Origin of the sequence: Bifidobacterium sp. ESL0800 (genome assembly GCF_029395355.1) — a bacterium.
Taxonomy (GTDB): Bacteria; Actinomycetota; Actinomycetes; order Actinomycetales; family Bifidobacteriaceae; genus Bifidobacterium.
Genome location: NZ_CP113913.1, coordinates 1,900,773 through 1,922,706, shown reverse-complemented (window position 1 = coordinate 1,922,706; position 21,934 = coordinate 1,900,773). Strand labels below are relative to the sequence as shown.

Annotated in this window: 11 protein-coding genes and 1 pseudogene; 8 read left to right on the top strand and 4 right to left on the bottom strand. The window is 58.3% G+C overall.

The annotated features are described in order from the left end of the window. The first annotated feature begins 11 nt into the window (after nucleotides 1–11). The 5 genes and pseudogenes from OZX75_RS07350 to pknB all read left to right on the top strand — a co-directional run bounded on the left by OZX75_RS07350 (nucleotide 12) and on the right by pknB (nucleotide 8,146). A complete protein-coding gene (locus OZX75_RS07350) occupies nucleotides 12–1,826 on the top strand; it encodes a PP2C family protein-serine/threonine phosphatase (RefSeq protein ID WP_277147505.1) in 1,815 nt (604 codons plus the stop codon). Then, nucleotides 1,823–3,376 carry an FtsW/RodA/SpoVE family cell cycle protein gene (locus OZX75_RS07345; RefSeq protein WP_277145991.1) on the top strand — a complete coding sequence of 518 codons (1,554 nt, stop codon included), beginning with the start codon at nucleotides 1,823–1,825 and terminating at the stop codon, nucleotides 3,374–3,376. Before OZX75_RS07350 ends, OZX75_RS07345 begins: the two co-directional genes overlap by 4 nt. Further along, entirely contained in the window at nucleotides 3,373–4,842 is a 1,470-nt protein-coding gene (locus OZX75_RS07340; protein WP_277145990.1) for a peptidoglycan D,D-transpeptidase FtsI family protein, read from the top strand. The genes OZX75_RS07345 and OZX75_RS07340 overlap by 4 nt, the downstream gene beginning before the upstream one ends. Next, nucleotides 4,839–5,738 (top strand): annotated as a pseudogene (locus tag OZX75_RS07335) (serine/threonine-protein kinase); the annotation flags it as partial. The gene OZX75_RS07340 and the pseudogene OZX75_RS07335, both read left to right, overlap by 4 nt. A 362-nt stretch (nucleotides 5,739–6,100) precedes the next feature. Next, entirely contained in the window at nucleotides 6,101–8,146 is a 2,046-nt protein-coding gene (gene pknB / locus OZX75_RS07330) for a Stk1 family PASTA domain-containing Ser/Thr kinase (RefSeq protein ID WP_277145989.1), read from the top strand. Between the two features lie 96 nt (nucleotides 8,147–8,242). Here pknB and OZX75_RS07325 read toward each other — a convergent pair whose 3' ends face one another. The 4 genes from OZX75_RS07325 to crgA form a co-directional block, all read right to left on the bottom strand. After that, on the bottom strand, nucleotides 8,243–9,229 hold the full coding sequence (locus OZX75_RS07325; RefSeq protein ID WP_277145988.1) for a class C sortase: 987 nt from the start codon (nucleotides 9,227–9,229) through the stop codon (nucleotides 8,243–8,245). Between the two features lie 435 nt (nucleotides 9,230–9,664). Continuing rightward, nucleotides 9,665–11,410: an isopeptide-forming domain-containing fimbrial protein gene (locus tag OZX75_RS07320; RefSeq protein ID WP_277145987.1), complete on the bottom strand. Its 1,746-nt coding sequence runs from the start codon at nucleotides 11,408–11,410 to the stop codon at nucleotides 9,665–9,667. Between the two features lie 236 nt (nucleotides 11,411–11,646). After that, nucleotides 11,647–15,858, bottom strand: a complete 4,212-nt coding sequence (locus OZX75_RS07315) for a BspA family leucine-rich repeat surface protein (protein ID WP_277145986.1) — start codon at nucleotides 15,856–15,858, stop codon at nucleotides 11,647–11,649. Nucleotides 15,859–16,859: 1,001 nt separating this feature from the next. Further along, a complete protein-coding gene (gene crgA / locus OZX75_RS07310; protein WP_277145985.1) occupies nucleotides 16,860–17,450 on the bottom strand; it encodes a cell division protein CrgA in 591 nt (196 codons plus the stop codon). 159 nt (nucleotides 17,451–17,609) lie between these two features. Here crgA and OZX75_RS07305 point away from each other — a divergent pair, with 159 nt between their 5' ends. From OZX75_RS07305 to trxB, 3 genes are all read left to right on the top strand, one after another. Beyond that, nucleotides 17,610–18,401, top strand: a complete 792-nt coding sequence (locus OZX75_RS07305) for a DUF881 domain-containing protein (RefSeq protein WP_277145984.1) — start codon at nucleotides 17,610–17,612, stop codon at nucleotides 18,399–18,401. A 603-nt stretch (nucleotides 18,402–19,004) separates the two neighbouring features. Beyond that, complete coding sequence (locus OZX75_RS07300; RefSeq protein ID WP_277147503.1) at nucleotides 19,005–20,075, top strand: class E sortase; 1,071 nt, start codon at nucleotides 19,005–19,007, stop codon at nucleotides 20,073–20,075. 430 nt (nucleotides 20,076–20,505) lie between these two features. Continuing rightward, the gene (gene trxB, locus OZX75_RS07295) at nucleotides 20,506–21,621 is read left to right on the top strand and encodes a thioredoxin-disulfide reductase (protein WP_277145983.1); all 1,116 of its coding nucleotides are present in this window, start codon (nucleotides 20,506–20,508) and stop codon (nucleotides 21,619–21,621) included. Nucleotides 21,622–21,934 lie beyond the last annotated feature (313 nt).

The window sequence follows — 21,934 nt, the reverse complement described above, 5'->3', positions numbered from 1 at the left end:
AAACGGGCAAGATGCCCCAAGTGACGCCATCGGCCGCAGGCCATCCCGGCCCATCCAACCATCCCGGCGCATCCAGCAGCGAGCAGCTTTTCCTCTATTCCACAACGGTTTCCGACGTCGGCACCGTACGTAGCAACAACCAGGATTCGTCGTTCGCCGGCGAGCACCTCATCGCCATCTGCGACGGTATGGGCGGGCACGCAGGCGGCGACACCGCTTCCACCATCGCCATCCGATCCCTGGCGCACATCGAGCAAAGCGACGCCAAAAGCAACGTGGCCTCCATCGCCTCGATGATGGAAACCAGCGTGATGGCGGCACATGACGCCATCGTGGGCAAGGCCAAGCGCGAGCGCACGTTGGCGGGCATGGGCACCACGGTGACAGCCGTCGCCCTCGTCTCGGGCCATTGGGTCATCACCCATATCGGCGATTCACGCGCCTACCTGCTCCGTGACGGCAAGATCCGCCGCATGACGCAGGACCACAGCTACGTCCAGCACTTGATCGACACCGGCCGCATCAGCGAAGCTGAAGCACGCAACCACCCGCAGCGCAATGTGGTCATGCGCGTGCTGGGCGATTTCGACATCGACCCGCACCCCGACATCGCGATTTTGACCGCAAAACCGACCGACCGCTGGCTGCTGTGCTCCGACGGCCTTTCCGGCGTGCTGGAAGACGACACCCTCGAGCAAATGCTCGCCACGGTTTCCGACGAAGAGGAATGCGCCCAGCAGCTGGTCGCGATGGCGCTGAAGGCCGGAAGCACCGACAACGTCACGGCCGTCATCGCCGACGCGACTCTCGCGCTCGACGCCGATTCCTTCGACCTTCCCCACCAGACCCCGGTCGTCGGCGGCGCCGCGGGCTCCAACCTCGAAGCCATCGCCGACATCATCAAGGAGCCGGTCTGCTCTTCACCGATCCTGCGGCTGGGCAAGCAGTCCCCGGCTCAGCGGGCCGCAGCCTTGACCCATGGCGGGTACAGCGACAATAACAACAGCGATAGCGATGATGACGCCAATCCCGGCCAATACCCCCCTGACTCCCAACCTCCCGTTCCGGCCGACATGTCGGATGATGCCGACGACGATAGCAACAGCGACGATAACAACGACAACGCGAATATCGTCCACGTCGCCCAGCCCTCGTCCGTGCGTGACGAGAACGACAACAAGGCCAACATGGATACCGGCGAGATTCCGGTGGTCAAGAAGAAGGACGGCCGTGTTTCCGCCGACCCCAACGATCCGGAGGTCGCCCGCGCCATCCGCCGCGAACACCTGCGCGAACGCAGGGAAGAGAGGAAAAAGCACAACAGAGGCCGTATAGCGGTTATCCTCGCTTTCGTCATCGCGCTGGGCGCTTTGCTCGGCGTGGGATTCGGCGCATACCGCTGGAGCCAAACCAAGTATTACGTGGGGACGAGTGACGGCACCGTTGCCATTTACCAAGGCGTCAACACCAATCTGTTCAGTCTGCCCCTTTCGCACAAAGTCGAATCCACTGACATCAAACTGAACAACCTGCCTCAATCCTGGAACGACGCGTTGGACGAGGGCATCGCCGTCGACACGCTCGCCGAGGCGAGAAGCCACGTCACCATGATCAGGAAAGAGGCCAAAACCCTCCAGACCTCGAAGAAGAAGAATCCGCCGTTGCCGTGGGAACCCGTAGCCCCGGTTATGACTCATCCCAACAGCGACAAACCGGATGACGCCGAAGCCGACGCCGCGCAACCGGCGGACGTCTCCCCTACTGTAGACGGCGTCTCGCTAACGACGACACCCACAACCGCCAGCGCAGAGGCGGCGAGCGCATGATCGCCACCCGTTTGCGTCAGATCGGCTTGCTGCTGTTCGCCATCGCGATCAGCGGCATCGCCTTTTTCCAGCTTTTCGCGCGCGTTTACAACGGTTTCCCCGCCAACCTCGTCACAGCCCTTGTGGCGGTGGCGGCACTGTTCATCGTGCTGTGGGCGCTGCTGCTGAAATTCCAGCCTTACGCGAGCCAGCAGATCCTGCCCTGCGTGATGTTGCTGACGGCCATCGGCACGATGATGATCGCCCGCATCGATTACGCCAAGAACACGTCCGTAGCCTACCGCCAGCTGATTTGGGCGTGTGTCGCGCTGGTGCTGACGTGCATTTTCATCATCGCGCTGCGCGATTACCGCGTATTACGCCGCTTTTCCTATGTAAGCATGGTCGTCGGCCTGGTGCTCCTGCTCTCCCCCATGATTCCGGGCCTCGGCAAGGAAATCGGCGGTGCACGCATCTGGATCGGCTTCGGCTCGCACACCCTGCAGCCCGGCGAGTTCGCCAAGCTGTTCCTCGCCTTCTTCTTCGCGGCCTACCTGTTCAACCACCGCGACCAGCTGGCCGTCGGCGGCAGGAAAGTGGCCGGCCTGCAGCTTCCCCGCGTGCGCGACATGGGCCCGCTCATCCTCATCTGGTTCGCCTCCATCGGCGTGCTCGTCGTGCAGCACGACCTCGGCACCTCGCTGATGTTCTTCGCCATGTTCGTTTCGATGCTTTACGTCGCGACCGGCCGCGGCAGCTGGCTGATCATCGGCGGCATCGCGTTCGTGGTCGCGGCGGCGTTCTCGGTCAAGTTCTTCGCCCACGTCGGCTATCGCGTCGACGGCTGGCTGCATCCCTTCGATGCCGCGGTCTACAACCGCAAATACGGCAGCTCCTACCAGCTGGTCACCGGCATCTTCGGCCTCGCCTCCGGAGGCCTGCTCGGCACCGGCATCGGGCAAGGCCACCCGGGCCTGACCCCGCTCGGCAATTCCGATTTCATCTATTCTTCCCTCGGCGAGGAACTCGGCCTGACCGGCCTGATGGCGATTCTGATGCTCTATCTGATCATCATCACCTCCGGCCTGCTCACGGCCATGAAAATCAAGGACGGTTTCGGCAAGCTGCTCGCTTCCGGCCTCGTGTTCACGATGGCCTTCCAGGTGTTCACCGTGGTCGGCGGCCTCACCCTGGTCATACCGATGACCGGCCTGACCATGCCCTATATGGCCGCCGGCGGTTCGTCGCTGGTGGCGAACTATATCCTTGCGGCGCTGCTGATCGTCATATCCAACGAAGCCAACAAGCCGGAGCCCGAAGGCGAACTTTCCAACACCATGCAATACGAAGCGATGGAAGTGCTCAACGAGCGCAACGCGCAGAAAAAGAGCCGTGAAGCCAGGCATTCCCATTCCCGCCAGCGCACTCGTTCGGACCCGCGTTCCCGTTCGGACTCAGGCTCGGACGACGCCGAACCCGCCACCTCGAGTTTCCCCGTGGCTGTGTCATCGCCGTCGTCCCCCGTACCCCGCTCCGCGGCCTCGGACCCGCAGGCAGGAGGCCAGCTATGAACAAATACCTCCGCCAGCTGTTCACCGCCGTCGTCGTCCTTTTCGCGGTTTTGGGGCTTTCGAGCACCATGATCACGGCCGTCAATGCCAACAAGCTCAACAACGACCCACGTAACCAGCGCGGGCTCTACCATGAGTTCAACGCCCCACGCGGCTCGATACTCGCGTCCGACGGCACGGTGATGGCCAAATCCGACCCGGTCAACGATCCGTTCGCCTACCAGCGCTCATACTCCAACGGCCCGCTCTACGCGCCGGTGACCGGCTACTTCTCCATCAGCCAGCGTGCCGACCGCGGCCTCGAAGATTCCCGCAACAAACTGTTGACCGGCGAATCCAACCAGCTCTTCTGGCAGCAGTTCAAGTCGCTGTTCACCGGCTCGGCCAACAAGGGCGCTTCCATCGAAACCTCCATCGACCCGAAACTGCAGACCCTGGCCTACGATCAAATGGGCGGGCAGAGCGGCTCCGTGGTGGCCCTCGACCCGAAGACCGGCCGCATTCTGGCCATGGTCTCGACACCAAGTTACGACCCGAACGTGCTGGCCAGCCACGACACCACAAAGGTCAATGAGGATTATTCTCGCCTCACCGGAGACCAGACGAACCCGATGCTCAACCGCGCAATTTCGGAACTTTACCCGCCCGGATCCAGCTTCAAGACCATCGTGGCCACGGCAGCGCTGGAAAGCGGCAAATACCAGCCGGACACCTCGATTCCGGCCGGCGCCAGCTATACGCTGCCCAACACCAACACCCAGCTGACCAACGCCACCATCTCGGGCAACGGCGGCGCAGAAGGCAAGCTGTCGATGGAAGACGCCTTCGCCTATTCCTCGAACACCGCGTTCGCCCAGCTCGGCAACGCACTGGGCGCGCAGGCCATCCAGGACACGGCCAAGAAGTTCGGCTTCGGCTCTTCGATCCCCATCGACGGCTCGAATTCCACTGGTGACCCCATGCAGGCCATCGCCTCGAAATTCCCGGACAACCCGGCCCCGGATCGTCTCGCGCTGGCGTCGATCGGGCAGGGCGACACCCAGGAGACGCCGTTGCAGAACGCGTTGATCGCCTCGGCCGTCGCCAACGGCGGAACGCTGATGCGCCCGACCCTGGTCGACCGCGTGCGTTCCAGCGACCTCAGCGTGATCTCACGGACCAGCCCCAGCGTGATGAGCCAGCCGATGAGCAAGGATACGGCGGGCAAACTCACTGAAATGATGAAAGCCGTCATCACCAAGGAGGACCCGAATCTGGCGATCCCCGGGGTCTCGGTCGCCGCGAAAACAGGCACCGCCCAGATCGGCGTCGGCAACCAGAGCAACGACGGCTGGATCATCGGCTTCGCGCCGGCGGACGATCCCAAGATCGCGGTCGCCGTGGTCGTTCATAATACAGATATGGCAGGCGGCGACGCGGCCGGACCGATCATGAAGGCGTTAATGAGGGAGGCACTGGGCAAATGAAGCTCGTTGAAGGTCAACTGATTCACAACCGGTACCGCCTTGACCGCCGGCTCGCGCAAGGCGGGATGGGCGAGGTCTGGAAGGGTTACGACATCCAGCTCGGACGCGTGGTCGCCATCAAGGCGTTGCGCGGAGACCTGACCGACGTGGAGGCCAAAAGGCGCAGGCTGCGCATCGAAGCGCACAATTCCGCCGATCTGGCCCACCCGAATATCGCCGCGCTGTTCGATTACTACGAGCACGACGGCATCGGCTTCCTGATCATGGAGTACGTCGACAGCGAGTCCCTGGCCGATCTGTACCACGAAAAGGGCGCGATGGATCCGCTGGAATTGCTGCCGATCCTGGTGCAGGTCGCCCGCGGACTCTACGTCGCGCATTCCCACGGTGTCATCCATCGCGATGTGAAACCCGCCAATATCATGGTCTCCAAGGACGATCAGGTCAAGATCACCGATTTCGGCGTCTCCTATTCCACCAACCAGGCCCAGATCACGCAGGACGGCATGGTCGTCGGCACCGCGCAATACATTTCGCCGGAGCAGGCGCAGGGCAAGAAGGCCACCCCGCAGTCCGACATCTATTCGCTGGGAGTCGTGGCGTACGAAGGCCTGTGCGGGCACCGCCCGTTCACCGGCGCCACTCCGGTCGATATCGCCGCCGCACACGTCAACGACGCCGTTCCGCCACTGCCAGACACTGTCGACCTGCAACTCGCGCAGTTCGTGATGTCGATGCTCGCCAAGGACCCGCTCGACCGGCCGAAGGACGCGCTGGTGGTCTCCCGCACGCTTTCGCATATCGAACGCCGGCTTTTCGATCAGGAGGCGTCGTTCAGCGAGACCACGATGGTCTCCCGCGACGGGCGCATCGCGCGGCGCGTGGTCAGCGCCCCGTATTCTCCCGACGGAACGGTGGCAGGCAGCCCTGCCGTAGCGCCGAGCCGCAATGTGACAGTCGCGAAAGCGGGCCCCGACGTCGGAAAGGCCGAAGAGCGGTCCGACGATACCGGCGAATCCCGTATCGTCGCCGCCAAAGCCGCCGAAATCGGGCCTATACCGGATGAATCCGAGAACGAGGGCAACGTCGAGGACGAAGGCAACGGCAACGTCGATACACGTTTCTCCCCCTCGGTGCAAGAGGAATTGAATACCATGACAGCAACCGTCCACGCCATACAGGACTTCAAAATACCGGATACCTTGAAACCTGAAGATGCCGGCGAGGCAGCAAACACCGAAAACCGGAAGGAGCAGCAATGAGCACCAATATGCCAACGTCACTGGCAAATGGCCGTTATCAGCTGGGACAATTAATCGGACGCGGCGGCATGGCCGAGGTCCACATTGCCCAAGACACCCGTCTGGGGCGCGTCGTCGCAGTGAAAATCATGCGCTCCGACCTTGCCAACGACGATATCTTCCTGCGTCGCTTCGCCCGCGAGGCGCACTCCGTCGCGCAGATGAACAACGTCAACATCGTCAACATCTACGATTCCGGCGAAGAGGCCATCACCACCGAAGACGGCAACACCGAGCGGGTGCCCTACATCGTCATGGAGTACGTCAAGGGCCAGACCCTGCGCGACATCATCAAGGCGAACGGCCCGCTGAGCCAGCGCGACGCCGAACAGGTGATGCTGGGGGTGCTCAACGCGCTCGACTATTCGCACCGGATGGGCATTATCCACCGCGATATCAAGCCCGGCAACATCATGATCAGCGAGCAGGGCATGGTCAAGGTCATGGACTTCGGCATCGCCCGCGCGCTCGACGACTCCGTGGCCACGATGACCCAGTCGCAGGGCGTGGTCGGCACCGCGCAGTACCTCTCCCCCGAGCAGGCCCGCGGCGAAACCGTCGACATGCGTTCCGATCTCTATTCCGCCGGCTGTGTGCTCTACGAAATGCTGACCGGACGCGCGCCCTTCACCGGCGATTCGGCGGTGGCCATCGCTTACCAGCACGTCTCGGAAGTCGCCACCCCGCCCAGCGCCATCGTGCCGGGCCTGCCCAAGATGTGGGACCAGATCTGCGCCAAGGCGATGGCCAAGGACCGGCAGAACCGTTACGCGACGGCCGCCGAGTTCCGCAACGATATCCTCACCTATATGAACGGCGGCATCCCCGTCGCCGCGGCGTTCAACCCGCTCACCGACCTCGCCAACATGAAAGAGCGCAAGCAGGCCGAGCAGACCGCGGCCACCGAGGCGATGAACCCGGTCGAAACCACTGCGACGCAGGCCTTTGACCCGCTGACCGGCACGTACGGTGCCCCCGCCGCCACGCAGTTGGCTCCGGGCACCGGCACCGCGCTCAAGTCGCGTGCCGAAAAGGCCGCCGAGGCCAAGGCGAAAAAGAAGAAGAAAATCATCATCGGCTCGGTGATCGGCGCCGTCGTCGCCATTCTCGCCATCGTGGGCATCGTCTACGGCGTCACCCACATGAAGAAGGCGGAAATGGTCACCGTCCCCGCCTTCAATTCCACCACCACCCAGGCCCGGGCCGAAGAACAGCTCGACGAAGTGGGGCTGAAGATGAAGGTCGAGCAGGATACCGATTCGAACGAGCCCAAGGGCACATTCACCAAGCAAAATCCTGCGGGCGAGGCCAAGGCCCCCAAAGGGTCGACCGTCAAGGTCTGGTTCTCGGCCGGACCGCAGTCGGGCCAGGTGCCTGACGTCAAGGGCAAATCGGTGAATGCCGCCAAGTCCATACTCACGAAGGCCGGTTTCAAGGTGTCTCCGGCCACCCAGACCGAAGACAGCGCGGACGTGGCGCAGGGTATGGTCACCCGCACCGACCCGGCAGCGGGCTCGGCCACCGAAAAGGGCACATCGTTGATGCTCTACGTCTCCTCCGGCATGGCCAAGGTGCCTGACGTCACCGGCCAGCAGCAGGATCAGGCCCTGAACCAACTCAAGGCGTTCACCGTCGTCGTCAAGCAAGAGGCTTCCGACAACGTGAACCAGGGTCTTGTCACCCGCACCGACCCGGCGGCCGGCTCCAGCCTCGCACAGCGCGGCAATATCACGGTCTACGTTTCCTCCGGCAAGCCGAAGGTGGCGGTCCCGAACGTCGACACCAGCGGCAATTCAACGGTCGCCCAGGTCAGGGAAGCTCTTAAGGCCGCCGGCTTCAACGTCAATCCCGCTGAAGGCAATGATGACCTGGAGGTAATCGGCATTTCCCCGTCCGCCGGATCGCAGGCCACGAAGGGCGACACCATCACGCTGAGCACCCGCGCTCCCGCCAAGCCGGCCGCCCCCAGCGGCGATACCAGCAACCCCGACAACAAACAGTGAGCTAGCAAACAGAGAGACTAGTAAAAATAACGACTAGCAAAACAATAGCCGCTTGATTCGTTCGCGAATCAAGCGGCTATTTTGAAACTCACGCTCTCAATGCCGACGCCGGTAGCGCCGATATTTGCTTCGCAGCATATGCGCCGGCAGCGCCCCCAAGGGTGGAAGCCCACGTGAGTCAAGAACACGGATGAGAGGAATCGGCTTGTACGCCGGAGTGCCTTCGTAGTGCAGCGGCATGGGCAGCAGGACACGGTAATTGCGCCTCAATATCAGCAGCAAGCCAAGGAAAAGCACCACAGCTGCGACGATTGCGCCCATCAGCACCGCATCCTTCCAATCGTCGATATCCGGCACTTGCTGCGGAATCTTGCCCCGCTTGCCGGTGATGACCAGCCGCTGGGTGTTGACGCCGTAAGGGGTGCAGGTCATCAACGTGACCAGATCCTGTCCGGGCACCACCTTGTAGAGGTGCGTGTCTTTGGGGTTGACGACGTTGATGGCGACGACGCGGTAGCCCATCGTCCGGCCCAGCGTCGTGATGTAAAACGAATCCCCGATGCGCACCTGGTCAAGCCTCGTGAACAGCATTGCGTTGGCCAGCCCTCGGTGGCCGGTGAGCACGCTGTTGGTCGACTTGCCGCCCACGGGCAGGCTGGTGCCGTACAGATGCCCCACGCCGGATGCGAGCGTATCCTCCGAGGTGCCGTGGTAGATCGGCAGGTGGATCGAGACTTTGGGCACGCGTATGCTGCCCATCACCCCGTTGCCGGTGTCCAACAACGACTGGTATTTGGCATCTTTCTTCGAACCAGTGCCGTCATCGCCACTGGAATGTTTGGAAAACGGATCGGATACCTCACCAAGTTCGTATTGGCCGGAAGCCGCGATTTTGCGGTTATACGCCTGTACGTCATGGTACTCGTTGACGACTTTGCCCTGCGGCCATTTCGCGACCTCCTGTGCAGAGCGAATAGCCGTCTGTGCCTCGCGCTGGGCGTTGACCCCCCAGTTGATCGGCGCCCACAAGATCAGCGCCACGGTGAGCAGCACGAAGAAATCGTGAATCGCCTCGATGATCATGCGATACACGTAGGCGCGTCGACTCGTTCGCTGAAACGCGATCTCGTCGAACGACCGAAGATCTAACCGCTCATCCACGTCTACACCGGCATGGGAGCCACTACCCGCAACACGACCGCTGCGTTTCATCGCACCAACCAATCGAAAACTCCTTGCCGTCTTCCATCGTCCCACCAGTAGTCTACTTACTGGAATCGATACCTTTTATGCCTGCTGAATCTCGATACCACGGATGTCGAGCGATCCCACCCGAACCCTAAAAGATTGAAAAATTGTAAACATCCGAAAACTTGCAACCGCGTCGCCAAGACGCGAAGACGGTCAGGTTCAAGCTACTGCCGAACCTGACCGTCTCATTTATATCAGCCATTCATCAGTGGCGGTCGACGGCATGAGCATTGCTCACGCCGTTGACCTCACCTGACGATTGGCGTCTCAGTTACGCTTCATGGCGCTACGACGACGCAGCACCGCGGTACCACCGGCGATGCAGCCGGAGACCATGATCAGCGCCACGAGCATCGCGATGCCCGCGCCACCGGTGAGAGGCAGCTGGTTGATAGCATTAGCGTTGTCAACCTCGATAATGCCCTGCCAGTGATCATCACCATTCTGCTTGATCGTGTTCTTGCCTACCAAGCCAAACGCATCGGCCGTGTTGGTGAAGTCAGCAGCGTCCGTATTCGGCGAAGCATCCGCAGTACCATCAACGTTGTTCTTGATGACTACCTTGAAGGTCGAATGAGTGTAGCCCGTTTCAGCATCAGTCTGCTGGAACGTGTACGTACCGGCAGGAAGACCGTCGACAACTACATTGCCGTCGTTATCGGTCGCAACCTCGGTGGTATTACCAGTAGTGGCATTGGCGTCGTAAGTGTAAGAACCAGCGGAACCCGTGAAGTTCAGCGAATTGCCAGTGGTGGTGTCACCCTCATAGATCTTGAACTTGCCACCGGTCATCACCGAGCCATCAGCCTTCTTCTTGTTGTTCAGCTTCACTGAATACATGGCCAACTTCGTCGTATTGGCATTGATCGTGGCTGTGGAGGTGCTGTCCGCCGGATCATTCGAATACTCGAGGGTAGCGTCGTTGGTATTCTCCTGCCAAGTGTGAGCAGGAGTGAGCGTCTTAAGCGTATCGGTGTAGGTGATTTTAATGGTTTTACCGGGAGTGTAGCCCTTCAACTTATCGTACGAGAAAACGAATGTCATCGGATTGGTTCCCGAAGCAGGGGTAATGGTCACGTCACTGGTCTTAGGGGCACCATCGACGGTGACCACTGCATTGCCATCATAATGAAGGCCAGCAGTCGCCTTATCAGTCATCGTGTAGGTGAAGCCATCAAAGCCAACTACGTTCGGCACTTCGCCTTCCAACGTGAACTCAACCGTGTCGCCGATCTTGGCCGTTTCCAACTTACCGGCGCGGTTACTGTCGGTCAAATCCGTGGTGTTGAGCTTCGAAACATACTTCTTGAAGCTAGTCACGAAGGTCTCAAGCTGATTCTTCATGTCGACCTTGCCCAAGTCAGCCCCATTCAACGTGGTGTAGTCGTTGCCGATGGTGGTGCCTACCAGCATCGGGATGGACGCGGTCTCATCACCATGGCCGGCTGTCAGCGTATCCTTAATGACATAAATGCCGACAGGCAGACCCGAGAATGTGGCGGTGTGTTCAGTGGTGTCATAAGAGGTTGCGCTCACGTCAAAGCTCAAAGCTGGGGTGGCCGGGCTGGTAGAGGTATCACCCTTCACCAATGCGGTGACGAAGTTACGCAGATCGCCCTTGTACGGGCTTTCCTTAGAATCCATGAAATACTTCGCGACCCAGCCCATCGGGTTCCCGGTATCGACTGCAGTCAGCGTAGGTGGTGCTACATGGCTAGCGCTTGCAGTGTTGGCCGCAGTGAGGATTTGGCTCTTCAAAGCCGAAGGCGTAGCAACGGCGACATTGTCCAACGAACCTGCAGCTGAGCTGGAAGCCTGCTCATACGTACCAATCTCCACAGCTGTGAGCGTGTGGCCAGCCGGCACATTGTGCACGACGATCGTGCCGTTGTTGTCGCCAACTCCTACCGGGCTCTCAGCCGCATTCGCGGAGCCGACACCGAACGCGCCCATGGCGAGCAACGTCGCTGCGGATGCGAGTATCGCGACCGCGTTCTTTACTTTCTTATTCATTTCTTTTCACCTTACTACTTGAAAGGTTTTTCCTTCACAACAGGCTAATGACTCCTGCCGTAAAACTTTTATTAATTGGGGGAACAGACCATAGCTTTATGGCGAGCAATTGCATGAAGCGTACACCCTGCTCCTTTTATTTCTTTTCTGCGCCAAGCCGCCGCTGTGACGGCCTTGCAAACCATATGCCCGACATCGCGCGATGCCGACGCCAGTCTTACTCATTCGCTGCCTCATCAGCGCATCACCTGATTCCACCGACGACGCTTGACAAGACGAACGCGGGTTTCGTAGATGCCGACGAACAGAACGGCGAGTGCGAGAGCACCGAGCACGATACGCGTCCTCACCGAGCCGGAACCGGTCAACGGCAGTGCACTGAGCAACTGATACGGCGCCTTGAGCTCAACACCACACTCATAGGATTCGTTGCTCGCGGTGTCGGTGGCAAGGAGCTGCGCAGTGCCGCCTTTCATGCCGTTGGGTACAGTCAGCGAGAAGTGTCCGTTGCCGTCCACACTCACCACATCGGGGTTGTCATCCGAGTTCGCGGTGGTGCCATCGGGCCAGGTAACCTGGAGCTTGGCGCCGAGTTCGTCGCCTCGCGCCGGGTTGACCGGAGGCGTGCCACCGAGCGTCCAAGTAGGGGTCTCATCGGCCGTTCGCGTGGAGTTCCACAGCTGGCCGGTGACCTTCTCACTGGTGTTGAAGGTGTTCTTCGCTGGGTCGATACTCGGAGGCTCCATATCAAGCAGCTGATGCATCTTGGCGACGCCACTCGACGTGGCACCGACTTCAGCCCTGGCCTCGATGGTCCATTCCAGGCTCGGATATTGCGTGAAGAGGTGCGTGGCATCGACGGGCACATCGACCACAGCGGTCGCTTCGTCACCGGTCTCGGCCACGGTGGTATCGCCGCAACCAGCGTCGGCGGATGTGTTGCACAGTCCTCTGCTGAAGCTGATGAACGGCGTACCCATGTCGGTCGGATCGCTGGGTTTGTCGGGCAGGCTGTTGCGCAGCGGACGGAAACCGAGGTCGAGCTTATTCCACGTATCTCCCGCTGGCGCCAGATGCGAAAGCTTGACCTTCATCACCGACCCTTGCGGCAGTTCGCCCTTGACTGTGGTGGGGCTGGTCACCTTATCGATAACTGGCGTGAACACGAGTTGCACCGTCGTCGCGTAAGACTGATTGCCGAGACTATCAGTGGCACGGATGCCGACGGGTTCAGTAAGTTGTGTGATGTCATCCATATGCACGCTCCACTTGCCGTTGAGCGGGTCGGAGGATGCCGTCGCTGGCACACCGCCAGGTTCTTCATCCCAACTGAAGGTCATGGAGTTGCCGGCCTTCTCGTGGTGCGGGAACGCCGGAGCCGCCGGATTGCCGGAAACGCTGGTGTCCCAGCCGTCCGAGGAGGTGGGGGCCGTAAGTCCGGTCTTGTTGTCGTCCAGCATGCCGGTCATGGCGTCGGTGCTCTTACCGGTCACGCGGTAGTACTGAGGAGCATCAGGCTGGATGACGGGCGGGGCGAAATCGAGGTGCGAGCCCTCGCCGTAGTAGGCCTTCCAGTCGGATTGTTCGCCGTCGACACCCGTGAGGTTCTCGATGACGGTGAATGTCCAGTTGAAGTCCGGGTAGTTGTTGATGAACTTGATGTCCGACGCATTCACAGAGAAGGTGTTAGTCACCTCATCGCCCGCCGTACCGCCTGGTATACCGGCACCTGTCTTGGAGATGATGGGGAACTTCAGGACGTCGGCTTCCGTGAGGAAGCTGTTGCGGCCTGGCTTGGCATAGATATTCAGCGTGGCAGCAGTGTTCGCTGCTTCCGGCGCAGTGTATTTGACGGTAACGTTAACCTTGGCGCTGCCGTCGGTGGGTATCGCACCGTTGACCGCATGACCCACCTGCTCCACCTTGGTGACCTCCGGCTGAGCCTGCAGCTTGTACCAGTGAGCGTAGAACCGTATCGTCGTGTTCACTTGAGTGGAGGATGGAACGGTGTAGGAGTCACCAACCTTGTAGGTGCTGCCGGAGTCGTCCGCCTTGGTGTTCCAATGCACGAAGCGACGGCCGGCGATAGTGTAGTGGTTGACCGGCATCTCAATCAGAGTGGCGCCAGGCCTACCCGCGTAGACGTCCATCGCGCCGGTGACCCCAGCCATGCTCTCGGGATCAGTAGTGTTCGCCGGATTGTTGGGCTCGAACTTCAAAGCCACCCAGCCGTCGTGTACGTAGGTGGTAGGCTGATTGCGCTTCGCATTGCCGGACGTGTCACCCAAGCCCTCGCCACCGACCATCTGTTTCCACGGCCAGCTCTCAGTGGCAATGCCAACCGGATCGACCTGTATCCAGTTGGGGACATAGTCAAGTCCAGTGAGCATGTCGTCGTATATGTCGTTGTTAGCGTTGGCCGGCACGCGCATATTCTGGCTGAGCACGATGACCTTGAGGCCTATGTTGATGCGGGAAAACATACCGCTCATGTCCTTAACCTTCGAAGTGTCGAAGCCACCCAAGTTGAGGCTTTCCAGCGCACCGTCCGAACTGAACATATCCTTCATACCAGTGATATTCGAGGTATCGAAACTGCCTGCGTTGACATGCGCGAGATTATAACAATAGGTGAACATGTAGTTCATCGTGGTGTTGCATGTATACGTATAAACAGGCGCGCCGTCACTATCATAGCCACCGGTCCACTTTTTCGTGCATGTCTTATCGCCACTGGCAACAGATCCGACCTGCTTGGTTTTGAAGTGCGAAACATCAAGCTCTGGAACCTCGTTGTTGTGGTAGAACATCCTGTCCATCACGATGACACCGCTGGTGTCGAATCCTGAGACGTCCAAATTTTGCACTGACTGACAATTGTAGAACATGCCTTCCATGTTGTGCACCAACGAGGTGTTGAAATGACTGACATCCAAGGCGGTGAGGTTCACATCGTTTTCAAACATCCATTCCATGTTCGTGCACTTGGCGGTATTGAACCCGCTGACGTTCAGCGTGAGCAAACTCCTACAGCCGTTGAACATATAGGACATGTCGGTGTCTTCGGCAGTATTGAATTCGCTGACGGACAAGATAGTCACCGATTTGCAATTCTGAAACATGCCCGCAGTGTTGGTGACGTTGCTCATGTCAAACCCGCCGACATCGAGTTCCAATACGTTGAAGTCATTATTAAACATATATTCCATGTCGGTGCACTTGCTGGTGTCGAATCCGCTGACGTCGATGACGGTCGGCTTGGATACACCTTGGAACATCATGGACATATCGGTGACGCTGCCGGTGTTGAAGTGACTGACGTCAAGACTTTCCAACTGATTGTCACTCTTGAACATCTGGCTCATATTGGTGACCTTTGAAGTATCGAATTTCGGGCCGAACTTGATGCTTTTGAGCTTACCTTTATATGCGTAATAGTGCATCGAGGAATCATTACTGCCATAATCGACGTTGTCGGTGTCGAACATGGATTCCATCGTGGTGACGTTGTGCGTATCGAACATGCTCAGGTCTAGAGTAGTCAGATTCTCACAATTTACGAACATCCAGCTCATGTTTCTGACGTTGGAAGTATCGAAATCAGGACCGAAGGTCACGCTGCTTAAAGCATAATCGCTCTTCTCAGTCTGATGACCATTTTCGTCTATCTTTTTGGTTCCAGGGCCGGCGAACATCTCCTGCATATCTCTAAGTTTCGGCGTGTGCACGCCGGTCAGATCCACGCTTTCGAGCTTCGGGTCATTGAAAAACATCTTGTACATACTCGTAGCATTGCTGAAATCAAGTTTGTTGAGTCCTTCAATGGTGGTGAGATTCGGCATATTGGCAAATAGCTGCAATCCACTTATGGTATCTCCTTCAGGCAAATGAGAAGGAGAAGCATCCATGGTGTCTACGCTGATTTTGACGACGTTATCCTTGACAGAAGACCAATTACCCTGAATGAAATGCGCAAGTCTTCCGACGCCAGTGATATGTAGCGTACATGAGGCATCAAGGTTCCAGTGGAGCCCCCAGTCATCGGGGTAGTTCTTCGGCGTGCAAGGTACAGGATTAGATGGCGGATCGTCCTGTGGCGCAACCTGCTTTTGCGCAGTGTTGTTATCTTTTGGTGCGACACCTGCATTCTCTGTATCAGCACCTTGCGCGGCAGACGTAGATGATGCGGAATCATCGTTTTTACCCGACTTGGCCGGCAATGTCGGCTTGGCTACCGGCACCTTGCTCGTTGAAGGCGCGGACTGTCCTTGAGAATTGTTGGAGTTCGGCGCGGCGACGCTGGACGCATTGTTCTTTCCGTTTGTCGCAGTACCAGTTTGAGCCGAGGACGGTGCTTCCGCCGGAGCGGTCGACGCGTCCGCCATACCTGGGGAGGCCAGCATACACAGGGCGACCACACCCGCTAACACCTTTGCTATTCTCTTCATACCGCTACAACATCTCCCGTTCAAAGGGGCCTGCAGACCCTAGATAAAACGTTGCTCTTCGTCTGGCAGCAATACACTACACTGTCATGCTTCTTCTGTTATACAACAAAGTGTGGCCTATATAACTTTTTAGCTACTTCAGCGTGTCCTTTATAGACTTAAGTCTTCAACATTCCGCTATTCGTCCCCTCATCTACCGCTCATAAACGCCAAAGCGGCAACGCGTCCAGATGCCGAGGAAAGGAACTGTTGTCAATTCAAGTTACACAAATGTAGTTTTCCACAGATGTGGAAAAGATTGTGGATAACTTGGGCATAACCGGGGGATTTCCTGCGGAAAAGTCACCGACTTATTCACACCCCTATTTCAAAACCCCAGAATTCCAACGCTTCCCCGCTGTGTATAGTGTGGATAACCATTCGTGCACAACATCACCCGTCTCCCTCCACACCCCTGTGCACAACTCCCGACTTATCCACACTTATCCACCATTATCCGTTCATCGCTGTGGATAAATATACCTATTGGTATCCACACGACGACGTAGACAACGGTGACAAAATCAATATTGTCAAAATCGTCTGTAGCATCATAAAGTCGCCCCATGCCTTAACTCAGGACATGTCCTAAGTTATGTCCTAAGTTGTGTTTGAAAAGGATACCTTTAACAGTCAGCTCACAGGCAGGTACGACGAAGCCTCAGTGCAATCCCAAGAATCGTCCATGATTTTCTAGCGTTAACGTACATAACTTATGTATACATAAGTTATGTATACTAATCTTATTTAAAACGTCAATGTCGCCGCGCGTATTCCGCGCGGAACTACCAGTCAGCCATGCAATATAACAGCGAAACGCCCATGTTCGCCGACTTCAACCTGCTGGCAGCATTTCATGCGGTTATAGTTACGCGTATTGCCGAGAACACGCAAAACAGAACGCCGTCTGCTGCAAAACAACACACGGCGTTCTCAAAACCTTATTTATAGGTACAGCGGTTTTACCGCCACCACATCGTCATGATGAAACCGACCATCACGATCACAAAGGCGATCAGCAGATTCCATGCGCCGATGCCGGGGATCGGGTATTTGCTGGTGAGGTAATACACCACGGCCCACGCGAGACCGAGAATCATCAGGAAGCAGAAGAGCGGGACGAACCAACCCGGGTTCGCCTTGGTGCCTTTGATCGTCTCCTCGACGCGCTTGCTGTTTTCCGCCTGACGCTGGGCGACGCGGCGCATCTGCGGGGTCATCGACTTCTTGTCGGCGCTTGTGGCGCTCAGCAACTCCTCGATCTTGTCCATCGGCAGGTCGAGGTCGTCGTCATCGTCGTCATCGCCGTCGGAAGTATCGGAAGTATCGGAATCGTCAGAGACGCCGGACTCGTCGGAGGCACTGGACGCATCCTTGCTGGAAGCGTCGTCGGCACCTTCTTGGCCCTTTGCAGCGCCTTCCTTTTCGTCGGCCGTGCCCGTTTCGGCGACAGCGTCGTCATCGGTCTGCGTTCCGGGTTCGTCCCATGCCTTCTGTGCCTCATCCTGCGTAGCGGCGGCATCGGTGCCCTTGTCCAGCTCTTCGTCAGCCATAAGCGTAGTCTCCATTCAATAGCCTAACCGCCATATTAGTGTACACTCGAAACAAGAGAACGAGTACGGGTCAAAGCATTGTGCACACAATATTCTCGACACGTAATAATACCAATTATAATAAGGAATAATCAAGGACCACAGGACCACAGGATCAGGATGAAGGAAACCGAAGGCAGGCACAAAGCGAAGCATTCGCGGCTTGGCGGAGTAGCCGTATTCCTCGTGGTCGCGCTTTCCGGATTTCTTCTGATGACCAACCTTCGTGTCAACAAAACCAGCGTGGTCAGCTCCGACACCGCTCAACTGGTGGAGCAGCGCGTCTCCCAGGTCAACAAATTACAAAAACAGGTGAAGTCGCTGGGCTCGCAAGTCAACACCCTCAACAAATACGCGGGCAAAGACAGCGGGAAAACCGGCAATTCCAGCGAAGACCCCGGGGCAGGTACCATGCTCCCGGCGGTGACCGGGCCGGGCATTTCCGTCACGCTCGACGATTCCCCGCTCTGGCAGCACATGGTCTCGGACTCAGGCACCGGGACGGCCACGAATATCAACGATTACGTCATCCACCAGCAAGACATCGAATCCGTGGTCAACGCGCTGTGGCGGGGCGGGGCCGAGGCGATGATGATTCAGGACCAGCGCGTGCTTTACAATTCGGCGATCATCTGCAAAGGCAACATCCTGATGCTGCAAGGCAAGCAGTATTCGCCGCCGTATACCATTTCCGCCATCGGCCCGAGCGACGCCATGCGCGACGCGCTCAACGATTCCAAGGCGATCCAAACCTATCAGGAATACGTCAGCGCGTTCGGGCTGGGCTGGAAGGTCGAAGACAAAGACAACCTGCGTTTTGCCGAGGCACCGGTGCTGCAGACACTCAAATATGCCACCGTGATGAAAACCGACAACAAAGACGGCGCCGAAAACGAGCGAAAGCAGCAATGAATTGAATAAGGACATGGACAACGACACGAACTACGACACGAATAGAGACATTAATAAGGACTACGAGCAAAAGGGCTATGCAAACGGATACAATTAGGGCATACTGGCCGATAGGGTGATGCGGCAATACCAAACCCTCAACTATTGCGCGACAACGACGAATGAACACGGATTACGGAACGAGAGATGAATTTCATGGCTGACAACGACAGGTATGACGGCGGCAGCCGGCGTAAGGACGCCATCGAACCGACCGACTTGGACGAAGCCTTCGAGGATTTCGGCGTTCCAAGCACGAACGACCAGACGCAGGTCTTCCAGCCACTGCAGCCTACGCAGCAACCTACGCAGGCGGGACAGGCTGGACAGGCTGGACAGCCCGGTATTGGTGCGCAAGGCGGCGGATTCGCGGGGCCAAGCGAATTCACGGCGCAAGGCGAGTTCACGGCGCAGAACGGGAATCCCGGAGAGACCGTGCAGGGCCGGCACACCAGCCATAAGGCCGGCGGCAACGGCGATGGCTACAACGGTTACAACGGCAGCTACGGCGGTTACAACGGCAACGGAACCAACACAAGTGCCCCACGTTCGAGATCAAAACGTCTGTGGACAGCGCTGGGAATCTTCGCGGAAATCCTCTTCACGGTCGCGGCGGTCTGCTTGCTCTACATCATTTGGCAGATGTGGTGGACCGGCGTGCAGTCGGAGCATACGCAATACAATCAGCGCCAATCCGTTTCATGGAGCGATCCGAGCAAATCCGCAGGCTCCTCCAAGGGCATCAACGTCGCCAAACCCCAGGACGGCACCCCTCCGGTCCAGCCGCAAAAGGTCAATGCCGGCGAACTCGTCGCGCAAATCTATATTCCTCGTTTCGGCGACCAATGGCAGCGCAACATCGTCGAGGGCACCGATATGAAGGCGCTCAACCAGCACGGCATGGGGCATTACACGCAGTCCCAAATGCCCGGGCAGATCGGCAATTTCGCCGCGGCTGGGCATCGCAACGGATACGGCCAGCCTTTGGGCGACGTGGACAAGCTGAAGGTCGGCGACGCGATCGTGCTGCGGACCAAGGATTATTGGTACGTCTACAGCTATACCAGCGATAAAATCGTGACGCCGGAACACGTGGAAGTGATCGCGCCGAACCCGGAGAATCCGTCGGAACAGCCGACGCAACGCATGATTACGCTGACGACCTGCGAACCCAAATACTCCACGCCCACCCATCGCTGGATCAGCTACGGAAAGCTCAAATACTGGGCGAAGGTCTCCGACGGCGTGCCGCAGGAGCTCACCCACACGGGGCAGAACGGCAAGGTCGAGTTCATCAACAATCAGAAGGAATCGACGTTTGCCAAGCTTCCCTCGCTGATTCCCGTCATCATCGCGCTGCTCGTCATCTATGCGGTGCTGTTCATCGCCGCTATGATCGCCTGGCGCTGGCCGCTTCGTCGCGACATCAAGGCCGGGAAGGCTGCGAAGCCGGATCTGAGCATCTACGGCGGGCTGGCAAGGCTGCAGCCGGGCATCAAGGGCATACGCATCATCCTGGTGCTGTTGCTGCTGGCGGCGGCGGCGCTCGCCATCCTGCAGTGGGGCTGCCCGTGGGCTGCCAGCAACATTCCGATCTTGCATCAGATGTCGAACTACGTTGCCGTGACCAGCTGAGAGGCTGAACGGCTGAACGGGCTCGGTTTAAGGCGGAAACGCCTGTCTGCCTACAATCAGTCTTGAAACAGGTATTACAAAACGGGGAGATGTGAGGTCGCGTCTCCCCGTTTTGATGTTATCGGCGTTTCAACATATGGCTGATTTTTAGGCTCCTTTCCTTGACGGTCTATCCAAACTGACGATTTTGAATGACCCAACTGAGTTCACATGGACGGGTGCAAGTACTTGGTTGATATTGGTTGATACAGCCAATGCATTACAGCACTTCGCTTTTGTATCATCAACGGGATAAGCGGAAGCTCGTCTTATCCGATCGTTTTGCATGTGGTGATACGTTGATTGCGGCCTTTAACGCGATTTTCCGCCCTAGAATCAATGAGGGCGGCTCCGGGTTCTCATTAACCGGATGCGATGTTAAAGTGATTTCATGACTTTAGAGAACATGCAGCTTAACCTTAATAATGCCGGCATCACCGTCGGCAACGGCGCGCAAGTAGACGCCGGGAACAACGCACAGCACGATGCTCAGGGCAATGCCCAGGGAAATGGCAACGCGCGGGGCAACGCGCAAGGCGACACCCGGAGCGATACCCAGCGCAACGTGCGTGACGTCATCATCGTCGGTTCGGGCCCAGCCGGCTACACCGCAGCCATCTATCTCGGCCGCGCGGGCTACAAACCGCTGGTGATCGCCGGGGCTTTGACCCCTGGCGGGCAGCTCGTCAACACCACCGAAGTCGAGAACTACCCGGGCTTCCCTGACGGCGTGATGGGCCCGGATCTTATGGACAGCATGCAGAAGCAGGCCGAAAAGTTCGGCGCCGAAATCGTCTTCGACGACGTGGTGTCCGTCGACTTCGGTGACGGCTCGAGCAAGGCCGCGCTCAAGAGCGTGACCTGCGATCAGGGCGACGTCTATCAGGCCCCGGCCATTGTGGTGACGACCGGCTCCAACGTGCGTAAACTCGGGGTTCCCGGCGAGAAGGAATACTCCGGCAAGGGCGTCTCCTACTGCGCCACCTGCGATGGCTTCTTCTTCCGCGGCAAGCCGATCGTGGTCGTCGGCGGCGGAGACAGCGCCTTCACCGACGCGGAATTCCTGACCCGTTTCGGCTCGTCGGTCACGCTCATTCACCGTCGTGACGAATTCCGTGCCGCGAAGATCATGGTCGACCGCGCCAAGGCCAACGACAAGATGTCGTTCATGGTCAATGCCGTGGTCGACAAGGTCAACGGCGAGGACGGCAGTGCCAAGTCCGTCACCGTGCGCAACGTCAAGACAGGCGAGACCACCGAGGTTCCGGCCGAAGGCGTTTTCGTGGCCATCGGCAACACCCCGGCCACCGAATTCCTGAACGGCGCCCTGCAGCTCGACGACAAGGGCTACATCGAGGTCGACGGGGCTTCCACCCGCACTTCCCTGCCCGGAGTCTTCGCCGCCGGGGACGTGGTTGACAGCGTTTACCGCCAGGCCGTTTCGGCCGCCGGCATGGGCTGCCGTGCCGCCCTTGACGCGCAGGACTATCTGGATAGTCTTAAGTAAGTAAGCCGGTCAGTAAGCTCGTCTCGTTAGTTGGTCGGTTGGTCGGTTGGTCGGTTTGTCGGCCAGCTAGCTTGTCTCGTTAATATATGTAATACATATTATATGCACTTCGGTAGGCGTCCACCCGAAAATCAATAACGGACAAACTGCAGTGCCAGCTAAAAGAACCGGCTTGAGAAACGTTATTGTCTGCGATCTGGTTATCTATGGCCGTATCGGTTTATTCGGATTAACCGATACGGCTTTCCTCTTTTAAATCAGGCTTTGCACAGAAATGGGCTATCATCGCAGAACCCTGTTGGGCGGTATCCGA